Origin of the sequence: Amycolatopsis sp. DSM 110486, assembly GCF_019468465.1 — a bacterium.
In the GTDB taxonomy this organism is placed as follows: Bacteria; Actinomycetota; Actinomycetes; order Mycobacteriales; family Pseudonocardiaceae; genus Amycolatopsis.
In genome coordinates this window covers 5,064,929-5,079,214 of record NZ_CP080519.1, presented here as the reverse complement: position 1 = coordinate 5,079,214, position 14,286 = coordinate 5,064,929, and the positions used below count along the sequence as shown (strand labels likewise).

Sequence of the window (14,286 nt, the reverse complement as noted above, 5' to 3'; positions counted from 1 at the left end):
GTTGCGAACCGGTCGTGGGCTGTGGCGTGGGTCAGGCCGACGGGATGGCGTCGAGCAGCTTCAGAGCGGCCTTGGCCTGCGCCTGCGCGAACTCGGCGACGGCCTTGGCGTAGGGGCCGTCGGCCGACTTGGTGGCCGTCCTGGCCTCGTCGAGCTGCACCTGGTAGGTGCCGCGGGCGGTCTCGAGCAGAGCGGTGCGCTGCTTCGCTGTGAGCGAACCGGCGTGCACGAGCCGCAGGATGAGCGGGCTGCGCAGGTGGTCGGGACCGGCCTCGGACGTGAGCCACGTCTTGAAGGCCTTCTTGCCGGCCGCGGTCAGCACGTACTGCTGGCTCGAGCGCGGACCCTGCTTGCCCAGCCGGACGAGGCCCTCCTTGGACAACGCCGGGAGCTCGCGGTAGACCTGGCTGCGGGTGACACTGAAGAAGGCGCCGAAGCGCTCGTCGGCTCCCGCGACCAGCTGCCCGCCCGTGGCGGGACCGTCGTGGAGGAGACCGAGCAGAGCGGCGGCTGTTGCATTCAATTCGGACACACCTCTACGTTCCCACTTCTTCGGCGGTATGTCCACAGTGGCCTCGGGATCTGTCCATTGTGGCTAGTGTTATCCCCTCGTTCGGCCCAATCCGGAAGCAGGTCCACTGTGGACCCGGACACGCTCCGCAACCGCGAGGGCGCGAGTTCCGGCGCAAAACGACCAAGGGGTCCGAGCGCAACCACCACCCGAGCGAACCGGCAGGTCAGCACACGAAAAAGCCCGGCTTGCACCATGTGCAAACCGGGCTTTTCGACAGTAGCGGGGACAGGATTTGAACCTGCGACCTCTGGGTTATGAGCCCAGCGAGCTACCGAGCTGCTCCACCCCGCGTCGTTGTGTTAATAGATTACATGGGGGCTCCAGGGGTTTTCAGGCACCCCCACTTAAGGGCTTTGCGACGTCTCCACCTGCGACGATGGCCCGTCGAGCCACTGACGGGCGCCGGCGAGCACGATGGCCAGCCCGTCGGAAAATCCGGCTTCGGGGTCGCCCAGCACAGCGGCGCCCGCGTCGTCGGGGCCGTAGCGCTCGTCCCGCTGTCCGCGCACCGGGTACACGGCCTGCTCTTCGATGGTGAAGCCGATCACGAAGCTGTAAACGGCGAAGTGCGCCCGGGCGGCGCGCACGGGGTCGAGCCCGGCGTCGATCCGCTCCTGCAGCAGAAGCGGCCCGATCAGGCTCGTGTCGGTGAGGAACGTGCCGGAGAAGACCTTCGCGCCGTCGCGGTAGGTCAGCAGGGCGTCGCGCAGACCCCTGGCCTGGTACTCCAGGCGCTGCCACTCGTCGAGCCCGTCCGGTGGCACGCGCTCGGCCGCGGCGTCGGCGAGCATCTGCGTGGCCATCTCGTCGAGCAGCTCCTGCTTGTTCTTGACGTGCCAGTACAGCGCGGGCGCCTTCACGCCGAGGTCGCCGGCGATCAGGCGCAGCGTCAGCCCGTTGAGGCCCACCTCGTTGAGCAGGCGCAGTCCCGAGCGCGCGATGTCCCGCCTGGTCAGTGCCACGGGTTACCTCCTTGACAATTTAACGATGTTAAGGGCACTCTGGCGACGGGTCAATTTAACAACGTTAAGGAGTGGTCATGAACGAGCTGCACGCCGATGTCGTCGTCGTCGGGGCCGGCCCGACGGGCCTGATGCTGGCGGCCGAGCTGCGCTTGGCCGGCGTCGACGCCGTGGTGGTCGAGCGGCTGCCTGAGCGCACCGGCCTGTCGAAGGCGCTGAACCTGCAGCCTCGCACGGCGGAGGTGCTGGACCTGCGCGGACTGCTGCCGAGAGCGAAAGAACGCGCGTTCGCCACCGTCCAGGAGGGACACTTCGCGGCCGTCCCGATCAGCTACGCGGGGTGGGAGACGCGGCGCCCGTACCAGCTGGGCATCCCGCAGGCGCAGGTCGAGGAGCTACTGGAAGAGCGGTTCGCGGAGCTCGGCGGCAAGGTGCTGCGCGGGCACGAGCTGGTAGGGCTTTCGCAGGACGCTTCGGGCGTTCGCGTGGTCACGCCGGAGCTCGTCTTGAGCTGCCGCTACCTGGTCGGCTGCGACGGCGGCCGCAGCACCGTGCGCAAACTGCTGGACGTGCCCTTCGAAGGCGAGGACGGCAACGGCTACGGCGTGGTCGCCGACGTTGTCGTCGACCACGTCCCCGACCGCGCGGCCGGCACGTGGACGTCGATGCGCGGAGTGGTCCAGTCCACCGGCGTCACGGGCTTCTGCTGCCTCATCCCCCTCGCCGAGCCGCTGCTGTACCGCCTGACCTTCGGCGACCGCGCCCGGCGACCCGCGACGTTCGGCTCACCGGTGACCGAGGCCGAGGTCCACACGGCCTTCGCGGCGACCTACGGCCCGGCCGTGATCAAGGAAATCCGCTGGATGTCCCGCTTCTCCGACGCGTCCCGCCTGGCCGCGCAGTATCGCGTCGGCCGCGTCCTCCTCGCCGGCGACGCCGCCCACATCCACTTCCCCGCCGGCGGCCAAGGCCTCAACCTGGGCGTTCAGGACGCCGCCAACCTGGGCTGGAAGCTCGCCGCGGCCCTCAACGGCTTCGACGACGTGCTCGACACCTACGAGCCCGAACGCCGCGCCGTCGGGGCCGCCGTGCTCGACAACGTGGCGGCCCAGAACGGCCTCATCCCGCAAAGCCGCTCCAGCCGCGCCCTGCGCGCGCTCTTCACCACACTCGCCGACCTGCCCGAGGTGTCCCACCACCTGTCCGGCCTGGTCTCCGGCCTCGCCGTGCGCTACCCCGCACCTGCGCACGCCCACCCGCTCACCGGCACCCGCCTCCCCGACTTCCGTCTCCCCGGGGGCGCCTGGGCCAGCACCCTGTTCCACACGGGCCACCACGTCCTGCTCACCACCCCGGGCGCCGACCTGTCCGGGCTGCCTGCGGTTCCGGGCCCACTGTCCACAACGGACCTCCCGGCGCTGCCGTTTGCGTCCGCCGCCTTGGTCCGTCCGGACGGCTACTTCGCCTGGCTGCCCGTCACCTGATCGCGACGGGCAGCCTTCGCAGGCCGCGCAACGTCACCGTCTCAGCCCACTCCGGCTCGCCGGCCAGCCGCAGCTCCGGCGCCCGGCGCGCGAGCTCCCGCAACACCGTGCGCCCCTGCAGCCTCGCCAGCGGAGCGCCCAGGCAGAAGTGAATCCCGCGCCCGAAAGCCAAATGCCGTCCCGGCGCGCGGGTGATATCGAACCGGTCCGGCTCATCGCGCACTCGCGGATCCCGGTTCGCCGCGCCCACCAACACGAGCACCGTCGTCCCCGCCGCCAGCTCGACGCCGCCCAAGGTCGTGTCGGTCAGGACCGTTCTCATCGTCAGCTGGATCGGCGAGTCGTACCGCAGAATCTCCTCGACGGCCCCCTCGACCAACGCCGCATCGCGCGCCAAAGCCGCGTACTGCTCCGGATTCCGCAGCAACGCCAACACCCCGTTGCCGATCAGGTTCGTCGTCGTCTCGTGCCCGGCCACGAGCAACAACGTCAACGTGACCAGCAACTCCCCCTCACTGAGCCGTCCCCCCTCATCCGACACCGCCACGAGCGCCGACAACAGGTCGTCCGCCGGCGCCCTTCGCCGCTCAGCCGCCAACTCCCTGAAGTACGCCACGAACTCCCGCCGCGCCCGCGCCGCCGCCTCCGCAACTCCGGGCCCCAGCAAGAACCCGGGCTCCGCCGCCCGCGCCATCACCCCCGACCACGCCCCGAACCGCTCCCGATCCTCGACCGGCACCCCCAGCAGCTCCGCGATCACCGTCACCGGCAAGGGCACCGCCAGCTCCGCCATCAAGTCGCTCTCGCCGGCCTCCACCACCCGACCGACGAACTCCCCCACCAACTCCCCCACGCGCGGCACCAGCCCCTCCACCGTCCGCGCCGTGAACGCCTTCCCCACCAACTTCCGCAACCGCGTGTGATCCGGCGGATTCAGGAACGCGAACGCCCTCACCACCCGCCCGGCCTCATCCACCGGCAAATCCGGATCCCCACTCCCGACCACCTCCGGCTCCGGATGCCCGAACTCCGCCCCCGTCACCACCCGCTCGGCCTCCCCGAACCCGAGCACCACCGCAACCCCTTCCCCGACGCGCACCACAGGCGCCCGCCCCCGCCATTCCCCATACGCCCCATACGGATCCGCCCCCCTAGCCGCCCCGACCAACTCCCCCAACGTCAACGCCAACCCCACGGACCCCACACCTTCACCCATCCCCGCACCCTATTCCGCCCCACTCCAACGCCCCCACTCTCGCAAGCGAGCGCCGTCCGAAGTAGCAATCTGAGCGGCATAAGCGAAATCGAGGCTCCCGCCGAAGGCCCACGGCGTCGGCCGAACTGGCAGGTCAGCCTGGATGGTGTGCGTCACTCCAACGGCCGGCGACTGCGAAGGAGCCGTGCCGTGGGGCCAAACAGTCGGGGCGCACGGGGAGAAAAAGGCCCTCTCTCGGTTGCGCTCCAACCCCAGCAACAACTCACCAACGGCCACCTCACCAGGGCACCCAAGGTCCGCCGCCCACTCACCAACCGCCACCTCACCACCCCAGGCGACTCACCGCGGAAGCCAAAAGGGCACAGCCCCTCTCACCAACCGCACATCACAATCCAGGCAACCTCACCGGGAGTTCCCAGCGGCACAGCACAACGACCACCGACCACACCGCCACCCGAGACACCACACCCACCAACGCGAGTCAGGCCGTTCCCTCGCCCCAGGCCAACCCACCGAGCGTCCCAACACAGCTCAGCCACCAACCAGCCCCGAACCTTCACCGCTCACCAACCGCCACCCCAGCCAACTCACCAGGGGTTCCAAGGCAGCTCAGCCACTGGCGAGCCCGAAAGTTGACCCACCACCAACCGCCACCCCACCACCCAACGCAACTCACGAGGGGGATCCAAGCGGCACAGCCACTGGCAAGCCCGAAAGTTGACCCACCACCAACCGCCACCCCACCACCCAAGGCGACCTCACCGGGGGGTCCAGGGGGCACAGCCACTGGCAAGCCCGAAAGTTGACCCACCACCAACCGCCACCCCACCACCCAAGGCGACCTCACCGGGGGGTCCAGGGGGCGAAGCCCTCCCTGGCGGGAGTCCGGGGGTTCGACCCCCGGGGAAAACGCGAAAGAGGCCCGGCTTGCGATCTCCGCAAGCACGGGCCTCCTACCTCTGTAGCGGGGACAGGATTTGAACCTGCGACCTCTGGGTTATGAGCCCAGCGAGCTACCGAGCTGCTCCACCCCGCGTCGTGATACCTACTTTACGCCTGGGTTTCAGCCAGGTGCAAAGCGGGTGCCACTACCGTTCGCGAGGTCACCCGCCGGGTTGCTGAGGTGCGCCGCTGCCGGACGGCGGAGTGGCGGGTTTGGCCGCCTCGTACCGCTTCGCCGCGTCGTCGAGGGCCGCGAGGGCGGTGCCTTGATCAGCGAAGTTGCCCGACTGTTGCGCGGCCTTGAGCTTGGCCAGCGCCGACTGGATGTCGGTCACCGCCTTGTCGAGGGCCGGGTTCGAGCCGCCCGAGTTGGCCGGCGGGGTGGTCGGCGTGGTCGGCGACGTTGAGGTCGGCGGTGTCGACGAGGACGGTGGTGTCCCTTCGACCGGTGTGGTCGCCGCCACACCGGTGCCCTTGCCGAACACCTGGTCCAGTGCCTCGTTGAGGGTCGGCGCGTAGCCGACCTTCGAGCCGAACGACACCAGGATGCGGGCCAGTTGCGGGTAACTCAGCTGGTTGCGCTGTCTGATGTACACCGGTTCGACGTAGAGGAACCCGTCGGCGACCGGCAACGTGATCATGTTGCCGTAGATGGGGATCACGTTGGGGTTGTTGAGCAGTGTCCGGTCCGAAGCGACCTGTTGGTCGCTCTGGAACCTGTTCTGCACCTGCACCGGCCCGTCCACTTGGTTCGCACCGGTGATCGTGGGTAGTCGGAGCACGCGGATGGTGCCGTAGTCCCCGGGATCGGACGACACCGACATCCACGACGCGAGGTATTGCCGTTGCAGACCGGTGAGCCCGCTGGTCAGCTGGAACGTCGGTGTGCCTTCACCCGCTGCGTCGGCGAGGACGTAATAGCCGGGTTGGTTGGCGACGTTCGCCGCCGCTGTGGTCGCGCTGCCGTCTTCCGTCGGGTCCTGCGGGACGCTCCAGAACGACTGCTGCGCGTAGAACTGCTGCGGGTTGTCCACGTGGTACCGGGCGAGCAGCTCACGCTGGACCTTGAACAGGTCCTCGGGGTAACGGAAGTGCGCACGCAGGTCCGGCGGGATCTCCGAGCTCGGCTTCACGAGGCCCGGGAACACCTTCTCCCACGCGTTGAGCACGGGTTCCTTGTCGTCGATCGAGTACAGGGTGACCGTGCCGTCGAACGCGTCGACGGTCGCCTTCACCGAGTTGCGGATGTAGTTGATCGAGTTGTTGGCCTGGCGCGTGACGCCGTTGAGCGAGTCGTTGGTGGCGTCGCCGAGCTGCGTCTGCTGCGCGTACGGGTAGTTGTTCAGCGTGGTGTACCCGTCGACGATCCACACGATCTTGCCGTTGACGACCGCCGGGTACGGGTCGCCGTCGAGCGTCAGCCACGGCGCGACCTTGCTGACGCGCTCACGCGGGGTGCGGTTGTACATGATCTTCGAGCCGTCGCCGATGGCGTCGGAGAAGAGGATGTTGCGCTCGCCGTACTCGGCCGCGAAGGCGAGCCGGTTGAACCAGTTGTCGAGCGGGACGCCGCCCGTGCCGTTGTAGTAGTAATTCTTCTGGTCCGGGGAGTCGGACTCGCCCGGCGCCTTGCCGGGGGTGCCGCCGACGATCGCGTAGTCGTTCTGGTCGGCCAGCTCGCCGTAGTAGATGCGTGGCTGGTCGACCTTGATGCCGGGCTTGCCACCGACCGAGCCTGCACCGGTGGGGTTCTTCGTGTCACTGGTGCCGATGAGCGGGTAGCCGGCGCTGCTCGTGTCGGACACGTCCGTGACAGCGCGGTTGATGGTGTTGGCCGGCGCGGCGACGAAGCCGTTGCCGTGGGTGTACACGAGGTGCTTGGTGATCCAGTTGGTCTGGTTGCCCGTGAGCCCGTCGGTCTTGATCTCCTTGGCCGCCACGATGTAGTCCTGCGTGGAGCCGTTGACGGTATAGCGGTCGATGTCGAGCTTCGCCGGGAAGCCGTAGTAGTTCTGACCGCCGGCGAGCTGGGTGTAGGTGTCGGACAGCACGTTCGGGTCGAGCAGCCGGATGTTGGACACGGTGCCCGTGTCGGCCTTCACCTGGTCCTGGCTCGCCTGGTTGCTGCCCTTGTAGTCCTCGTACTTCACGTTCGTCAGCCCGAACGCCGAGCGCGTCGCGTCCATGTTGCGCTGGATCGACGTCGCTTCCTTGTCGTTCGCGTTCGGCTTCACCGAGAACTGGTCGAGGATCGCGGGCCACGCGACACCCACCAGAACGCCCGAAAGGATCAGCAGCACGAGCGCGATCGCCGGCAGCTGCAGGTTGCGCAGGAACGCGCCCGCGAAGAACGCGATCGCGCAGATCACCGAGATGCACAGCAGGATCAGCTTGGCCGGCAGCACCGCGTTGAGGTCGGTGTAGGTGGCGCCGTTGAACAGCGGCATGTCGCGATCGGACAGCAGCAAGTTGTACCGGTCGAAGAAGTACTCGACCGCCTTCAGCAGCACGAAGATGCCGACGGTGATGGCGAGCTGCGCGCGCGTCGGGCCCGCCAGCTGGCCGCCGCGGCCGGCGAGGCGGATACCGCCGAAGATGTAGTGGGCGATCAGCGCGCCGAAGAAGGAGACGACGACCGTGACGAACAGCCAGCCCAGCAGCCAGTTCACGAACGGCAGGGTGAACGCGTAGAAGCCGATGTCGATCCCGAACTGCGGGTCTTTCTGGCCGAACGACGTGCCGTTGAGGAACAGCTGGATCGTCTGCCAGTCGCCCATCGCGGACGCGCCGGAGATGAGTCCGGTGATCACCGGGATGCCGATGCCGAACAGCCGGATGCGGCTCACGATCATCGAGCGGTAGCGCGAGAGCGGGTCGTCGCTGCCCGAGACGGGCACGAACACCGGACGCGTGCGGTAGGCGATGATGAGGCTGATCGCGAGTGAACCGCCCACGAGGAGCCCGACGGCCACGAAGAGGACTATCCGGGTGAGAAGTTCAGTGGTGAACACCGAGCGCGCGTGGACCTCGCCGAACCACAGCCAGTCGACGTAGGTGTCGAGCAGTCTCACACCCAGCAGCAGCGCCAGCACGATCACCGCGGCGATGATGAGGAGAATCCTGCTGCGGCGGGACAGCTTCAGGCTCACCGGGGGCCGAGTCGCCACGGCAACGCTCCTGTCTTCGTGAACACGTTCGCGGGGACGGCGTCGTCCCCTGACGGTCTAACTCTACGGATGGGTTCCCGAGTTCCCGGGACCGCCCGAATCGGACGTCGCAAGACGGCGCGGGGACCGGCCTGCGACGATGTCGCCATGCAGCCGAGTGAGCCGCCCGCCGCCAACCCCGTCGCCGGCCTGGCCCGGGAAGTCGAAGAGTTCGTCGCGTCCGGGGGCTGGGACCAGCCACCGCAGCTGTTCGCGCTGGTGCCCACCGCGGCCCTGCTCGACGAGCAGCCCGAGCTGGCCGGCCAGCTCGACCGTGCGAACCCGCTGACGCCCGTGGCGCAAGAAGCGTTGCCAGAAGGTGACCTCGCCGAGTCGCTCGGCCGGATCGCCTGGCCCGAGATCGTGGTGGGCTGCGCGCTCGCGCAGGAGATCATCGTCCTGCCGCCCGACGTCGAGGCGGAGCTCGAAGGCCTCGCGGAGGCCGACGCCGAACGCCTGCGCCGCGCGGCGGCCGACCACCCGCGGCGCACGGAGGCGCGGCTCGTGGCGGCGGTGCTGCGCGAGGGCGACGTGGCTTGCGTGATGCGGCTGCGCGGGACGCGGCCCGACGATTCTGCGGCCGAAGTGGACGCCGTCGACGAGATCGTGGAGAGCCCCGACCTCGCGCCGAACCTGCTCGACGCGTTGAAGACGACCTTCCTGCCCTGAGTCCTGCCGTGAGCCCCGTCGAGCCGGGGGCCTCCGCGTGGGGGCCTCCGGTTCAGGACAGGTACTGGCACTTCTACTTCCTCAGCAGTGCACCGTGGGCCGGCCGGCCTTGAGGTTCTGGAGCTGGGTGAGCGCGTCGTCCAGTGTGGACACCTTGATCAGGTTGAGCCCGTCCGGCACGGCCGACTTCGCCTCGGCGCAGTTGTGCGCCGGCACGAGGAAGTCAGTCGCCCCGGCCTCGCGCGCGCCCACGACCTTGAACGAGATGCCGCCGATCGGGCCGACCTCGCCGGTCTCGGAGATCTCGCCGGTACCCGCGATGTGCCGGCCGCCGGCGAGGTTGTTGTCCGACTTCCCGGGCGGGGTGAGGCGGTCGATGATCGCCAGCGTGAACATCAGGCCGGCCGAGGGGCCGCCGACGTCCTGCAGCGAGATGTTGACGTTGAACGGTGCGATCGCGTGGTCGACGGCCGTGAGGCCCATGAAGCCCCGCGTGCGGTCGTCGCGCTTGGCGAGCGTGATCGGCACCGTGCGTTCGGGCTGGCCGTCGGCCTGGAAGGTGATCTGCACGGTCTGGCCGGGCTTGGTGTCGGTGAGGGCCTTGGCGACGTCGGCGGCTTCGGTGACCTTCGTGCCGTTGACGGTGACGAGCTTGTCGCCGGGCGCGAGCACGTGGTCGGCGGGGCTGCCGGACACGATCTCCTTGGCGAGGACCTCCACGGGGTAGCCGAGGTGGCGCAGGGCGGCGACCTGGGCGTTGCTCTGGGAGTCCTGAAGCTGCTGGATGTTCTCCTGCTTGACCTGCTCGTTGGTCTCGCCGGGGCGGTAGTACTCCTCGCGCGGCGCGAGCGCGTAGCGGCCGCTGGCCCAGAGGCCGAGCGCGGTGAAGAGGTTGATCCCGTCGTTGAGCGACACGGTGGTCATGCGCAGCTCGCCGTTGGTCTGGTACGTCTCGTGGCCCTTGACCTGGACGACTTCGTTGCCCGCGGCGTCGCGACCGAGCGTGTCGTACGTCGGGCCCGGACTGATGGCCACGTACGGCACCTGGACCAGGAAACCGGTTACGACGAACACCAGGAACAGCGCGCCGCTGACCAGCAGGGTCCAGCCGCGGCGCGTCAGGCGGCGCTCGTCGCGCGCCGGTTCCCTCGACGGCTCGGTCCGGCTGCTCGCGGTCGCGGTCTCCTCGTCGGGTTTGGTCACGAGCGACAGCGTACGGTGACCGTGTTCGCTTCCCGGTGAAGGCCATGGTTGACGCGCTGGGAGAGGCCCTACCCGCGTACGGTGGACGTATGAGCAAACCCCCGTTCGGTTTCGGACCGCCCGATCCCGACAGACGAGGCGACAACGACCCCTCGGAGCAGCCGTCAGGCGCGGAGGCGTTCAACCAGCTCGGGCAGATGCTGAGCCAGCTGGGCCAGATGCTCAGCCAGGCGGGCTCGTCGAGCGGGCCGGTGAACTACGACCTGGCGAAACAGATCGCACTCCAGAACCTGAGCGGCAGCGACGACGGCAACATCGGCTTCGCGTCGGGCACTGGAGACTCGTCCACGGCCGTGCGCGACGCCGCGCACCTGGCGGAGCTGTGGCTCGACGCGGCGACGATCCTGCCCGCCGGCGCGAACACCACCGTCGCGTGGTCCGCGCGCACGTGGGTCGAGAAGACGCTGCCCACGTGGCAGCGGCTCTGCGACCCGGTCGCGCAGCAGGTGTCCGGCGCGTGGATCCAGGCGCTGCCCGAGGAGGCCAAACAGGCCGCCGGGCCACTGCTGTCCATGATGGGGCAGATGGGCGGGATGGCCTTCGGCTCCCAGCTCGGCAACGCGCTCGCGCAGCTGGCCCAGGAGGTGCTGACGTCCACGGAGGTCGGCCTGCCGCTGGGCCCGGCCAGCACGTCGGCGCTGCTGCCCGCGAACATCGAGAAGTTCACCGAGGGGCTCGAGGTCCCCAGCAGCGAGGTGCTCGTGTACCTCGCCGCGCGCGAGGCCGCGCACCAGCGCCTGTTCGCCCACGTGCCGTGGCTGCGGCAGCGGCTGCTGGCGACGGTGGAGGAGTTCGCGCGCGGGATCACCGTCGACACGTCCGCGCTGGAGTCGCTGGCCGGCCAGATCGACCCGTCGAACCCGGCGAGCATCGAAGAGGCCATGTCGTCCGGGCTGTTGGAGCCGAAGACCACGCCCGAGCAGGAGTCGGCTCTGAAGCGGCTCGAAACCCTGCTCGCCCTGGTCGAGGGCTGGGTGGACGTCGTGGTCGCCGAGGCCATCGGCGACCGCCTGCCGGGCGCCGACGCGCTGCGCGAGACGCTCCGCCGCCGCCGCGCCACGGGCGGCCCCGCCGAGCAGACCTTCGCGACCCTCGTGGGCCTCGAACTGCGCCCCCGCCGCATGCGCGCCGCCTCCTCCCTGTGGAAACTCGTGGGCGACCGCCACGGCATCGACAAGCGCGACGGCCTCTGGTCCCACCCGGACCTCATGCCGACCGCCGAGGACCTCGACGAGCCCCTGGACTTCGCCGACCGCCTCGGCGAGACCCCGGTCCTGGGCGAGGACTTCGATCCGATCGCGGAGCTGGAGAAGACGGAGAAGCGCGAGGCAGCGGAGTCTGGCTCTGCTTCAGCGTCTTCGTCGGGCTCTGGTTCGGACTCGGGCTCGGGCTCGGATGCCAAGCCGGACTCGGCCTCCGACTCGGACCAGGACAAGGGCGACAACCCGACCTCCTGATCCCTTCGATCCAGCCCCGGTCCTCCGCCGCTTTCGCGACGGAGGACCGGTTGCTTCCCGGGATCTCAACAGCTCCTTGTTGCAGCCCCTCATCGCGCGACGGCCGCCAATCCCAGCGCCTGACCAACGTTTGCCCGCCACCGAGCGCGGCTGCCTCGTGCGTCCCCGCTAGGTGGCGACCTGTGCTGCCGAGTGGGCCCGAATCCATTCGGCCTGCTCGATCAAGAACGCCCGCAGCGGGCAGACCAGCCCCAGCCATGCCGCCAGCCCGACCTCACGACTGCACGACTGCACGACTGCACGACTGCACGACTGCACGACTGCACGACGAGACTCGGCTGCCTGCGAAGCACTGCGGACCGCCACCCGGCCGCCACAACAGCCGCTCGCCCACGCGCCGGTGTCGTGGCACCTGCTCAGTCCGAGCCATTCCGCATGACGGCCGGTCCCCCGTGGCCCTAGCCGCTCGCCAACGAGCCTGCGTTGCACACTTCGGCAGCGATGTCCGTTGCCGTCGCGCTCAGATCCAATCGGCCTGCTCGACCAAGATCGCCCGGAGTCGGCCGACCCGATCCAATCTCCTGCGAGCCGGCCCAGCCGTGCCGCGAACTCTCGATCGCCCCAGCTTGCTGCCAAGCCTTGGGCCGCAAGCCTCACCGCCTGTCCGCGCTCGCGAGCCACTGTCCCCAACTCAGGCAAAGGGACCAGCTCCGCTCAGTCCTCCTCGTCCGAAATCCCCCACCCAGCCGCCGCCGACAGCCCCTCCAAATATCCGATCGCGCGTTCCGTCTTCGGGTACCGGTTGACCAGCGACCAGAACGCCGCGTCGTGCCCCGGTTCGCGCAGGTGGGCGAGCTCGTGGACCAGCACATAGTCCAGGACCCACTGCGGCACGCTCCGCAAGCGGTCGCTGACGCGGATGGTCGCGTCGACGGGCGTGCAGGAGGCCCAGCGGGTGCGCATGGGCGGCACCCAGCGCACGCTCGCGGGTATCGCCCGTGGATCGACGTACTTCGCCGCCAGCACGGCGCAGCGTGCCAGCAGCGCGTCGTCCGAGGACTTCGGCGACGCGACTTTCCGCGGTTCGGTGCGCAGCAGCTTGCGCTCCATCTCCGCGACCCAGTGCCTCTCTTCCGCGCGGGTCATCCGTGCCGGGATGAGCACCACGAGGGTGTCGTCTTTCCAGTACGCGGTGACCGTCCGGTGCCGGCGCGCGCTGCGCCGCACCTCGACCTTGTGTTCAGGAGTGTCCGACGGGGGGTTCGTTCCGCCCCGGCCCCGCAGTGCGGGCATCCGTGCTTCGACCACCCGACAACGGTAAGGCCACCGACCGACAACTTGGGAGCGTCGAAAGGTCACAGCCCCGAGTTGTCCACAACTCGCCTTGCCTGTGGATAACTCGGCTTTCAGCGCCAGTCGGCCGCCGCGGAGGTGTCAAGCTGATCATCATGACGCTGTCCACCGTTCCCCCGCCGAACGTCCTCCTCCCCGCCTACCCGACGCTGCTCCCGGGCCTCCACGTGCTCGAACGCGGCAACGACGAAGTCCAGATCGGCCTCGACCCACGCCACGGCGTGGTGGCCACCGGGCTGGCGCCGAGCGTCGTCGCGCTCATGCGCCGGCTCGACGGCAGCCGCCCCCTCGACGCGGTGCTCGCCGAGAGCGAACACCGCGACCAGCTTCAACTTCTGCTCAAACAGCTCACCGCGCTGGGCCTCGTCACGGAGGCGCCGAGCCCCGCGTCCAGGCGCGTCGAGACCGGCTTCTGGTCTCTGCGCGCCCGCCACCACCAGACCGCGCTCACCGAACGAAGACGCCAGAGCCTGGTGGCCGTCCGGGGCGATGGCCGGATCGCCGTGGCCGTCGCCGTGCTGCTGGCCAACGCCGGGGTCGGGCACATCGACGTCCGCTCCGGCGGCGTCGTCACCGAAGCCGACCTCGGCTCGGGCTTCACCGCCGCCGAGCTGGGCCTGTCGCGCCGAAAAGCCACCCAGAACGTGCTGGCTCGCGTCGCGCCCGAGGTCAGCACCGCCCGCAACCTGCAGCGCGCGCCTGACGTCGTGATGCTCACCGACGCCGTCGTGCCCGCCCCGGAACTGGTGACGGAGCTGGTCGACGACGGCGTCACCCACCTGCCGGCCCGCGTCCGCGACGGCACGATCCTCGTCGGCCCGCTCGTCGTGCCGGGGCGAAGCACCTGCCTGCGCTGCTGCGACCTGAGCAAGACCGACCTCGACGACTCGTGGCCGCGCGTCGCGACCCAGCTCGTGGACGTCGACCAGCGGCCCGATCTCGGGTCCGTCCAGGCGTGCGCGTCGCTCGCCGTGGCGCAGGCCCTGCGCGTGCTGTCGCCGAGCGCCGAGCCGCCGCCGACGTGGAACAGCACCCTGGAGCTCGATCCGTTCGAAGGCCACCTGCGCCACCGATACTGGGAACCGCACCCGGACTGCGATTGCGGAGCGCCCGAAGCACCACCGGAGACGTAGCCCACACCCCCTGGCAGGCTGCGGCCA

General features: G+C 69.4%; 10 protein-coding genes and 2 tRNA genes. 4 read left to right on the top strand and 8 right to left on the bottom strand.

The annotated features are described in order from the left end of the window. Positions 1-31: 31 nt before the first annotated feature. The 3 genes from K1T34_RS24780 to K1T34_RS24770 all read right to left on the bottom strand — a co-directional run bounded on the left by K1T34_RS24780 (position 32) and on the right by K1T34_RS24770 (position 1,536). Positions 32-532 (bottom strand): PadR family transcriptional regulator, encoded by a 501-nt coding sequence (locus K1T34_RS24780; protein WP_220246572.1) that lies wholly within the window; start codon positions 530-532, stop codon positions 32-34. Between the two features lie 259 nt (positions 533-791). Continuing rightward, a tRNA-Met gene (locus K1T34_RS24775) sits at positions 792-865 on the bottom strand. A 53-nt stretch (positions 866-918) separates the two neighbouring features. Then, positions 919-1,536 (bottom strand): TetR/AcrR family transcriptional regulator C-terminal domain-containing protein, encoded by a 618-nt coding sequence (locus tag K1T34_RS24770; RefSeq protein WP_220246571.1) that lies wholly within the window; start codon positions 1,534-1,536, stop codon positions 919-921. 77 nt (positions 1,537-1,613) lie between these two features. On the opposite strand from K1T34_RS24770, the gene K1T34_RS24765 reads away from it, so the two are divergent. Further along, positions 1,614-3,020 (top strand): FAD-dependent monooxygenase, encoded by a 1,407-nt coding sequence (locus K1T34_RS24765; protein ID WP_220246570.1) that lies wholly within the window; start codon positions 1,614-1,616, stop codon positions 3,018-3,020. Here the strand turns inward: K1T34_RS24765 and K1T34_RS24760 are convergent. The 3 genes from K1T34_RS24760 to K1T34_RS24750 all read right to left on the bottom strand — a co-directional run bounded on the left by K1T34_RS24760 (position 3,013) and on the right by K1T34_RS24750 (position 8,327). Then, the gene (locus K1T34_RS24760; protein ID WP_220246569.1) at positions 3,013-4,236 is read right to left on the bottom strand and encodes a cytochrome P450; all 1,224 of its coding nucleotides are present in this window, start codon (positions 4,234-4,236) and stop codon (positions 3,013-3,015) included. The two genes, K1T34_RS24765 and K1T34_RS24760, sit on opposite strands and share 8 nt — an antisense overlap. Before the next feature lie 962 nt (positions 4,237-5,198). Further along, positions 5,199-5,272, bottom strand: a tRNA-Met gene (locus K1T34_RS24755). Between the two features lie 67 nt (positions 5,273-5,339). Continuing rightward, positions 5,340-8,327 carry a UPF0182 family protein gene (locus K1T34_RS24750; RefSeq protein WP_220247393.1) on the bottom strand — a complete coding sequence of 996 codons (2,988 nt, stop codon included), beginning with the start codon at positions 8,325-8,327 and terminating at the stop codon, positions 5,340-5,342. Positions 8,328-8,492: 165 nt separating this feature from the next. Between K1T34_RS24750 and K1T34_RS24745 the strand changes: the two genes are divergently transcribed. Beyond that, positions 8,493-9,053 carry a PPA1309 family protein gene (locus tag K1T34_RS24745; protein WP_220246568.1) on the top strand — a complete coding sequence of 187 codons (561 nt, stop codon included), beginning with the start codon at positions 8,493-8,495 and terminating at the stop codon, positions 9,051-9,053. Positions 9,054-9,134: 81 nt separating this feature from the next. Here K1T34_RS24745 and K1T34_RS24740 read toward each other — a convergent pair whose 3' ends face one another. Next, positions 9,135-10,154 carry a PDZ domain-containing protein gene (locus K1T34_RS24740; RefSeq protein ID WP_220247392.1) on the bottom strand — a complete coding sequence of 340 codons (1,020 nt, stop codon included), beginning with the start codon at positions 10,152-10,154 and terminating at the stop codon, positions 9,135-9,137. A gap of 191 nt (positions 10,155-10,345) precedes the next feature. Between K1T34_RS24740 and K1T34_RS24735 the strand changes: the two genes are divergently transcribed. Next, the gene (locus K1T34_RS24735) at positions 10,346-11,773 is read left to right on the top strand and encodes a zinc-dependent metalloprotease (RefSeq protein ID WP_220246567.1); all 1,428 of its coding nucleotides are present in this window, start codon (positions 10,346-10,348) and stop codon (positions 11,771-11,773) included. Positions 11,774-12,487: 714 nt separating this feature from the next. Here K1T34_RS24735 and K1T34_RS24730 read toward each other — a convergent pair. After that, entirely contained in the window at positions 12,488-13,000 is a 513-nt protein-coding gene (locus K1T34_RS24730) for a M48 family metallopeptidase (protein ID WP_255638792.1), read from the bottom strand. Positions 13,001-13,221: 221 nt separating this feature from the next. Between K1T34_RS24730 and K1T34_RS24725 the strand changes: the two genes are divergently transcribed. Beyond that, complete coding sequence (locus K1T34_RS24725; RefSeq protein ID WP_220246566.1) at positions 13,222-14,259, top strand: ThiF family adenylyltransferase; 1,038 nt, start codon at positions 13,222-13,224, stop codon at positions 14,257-14,259. Positions 14,260-14,286 lie beyond the last annotated feature (27 nt).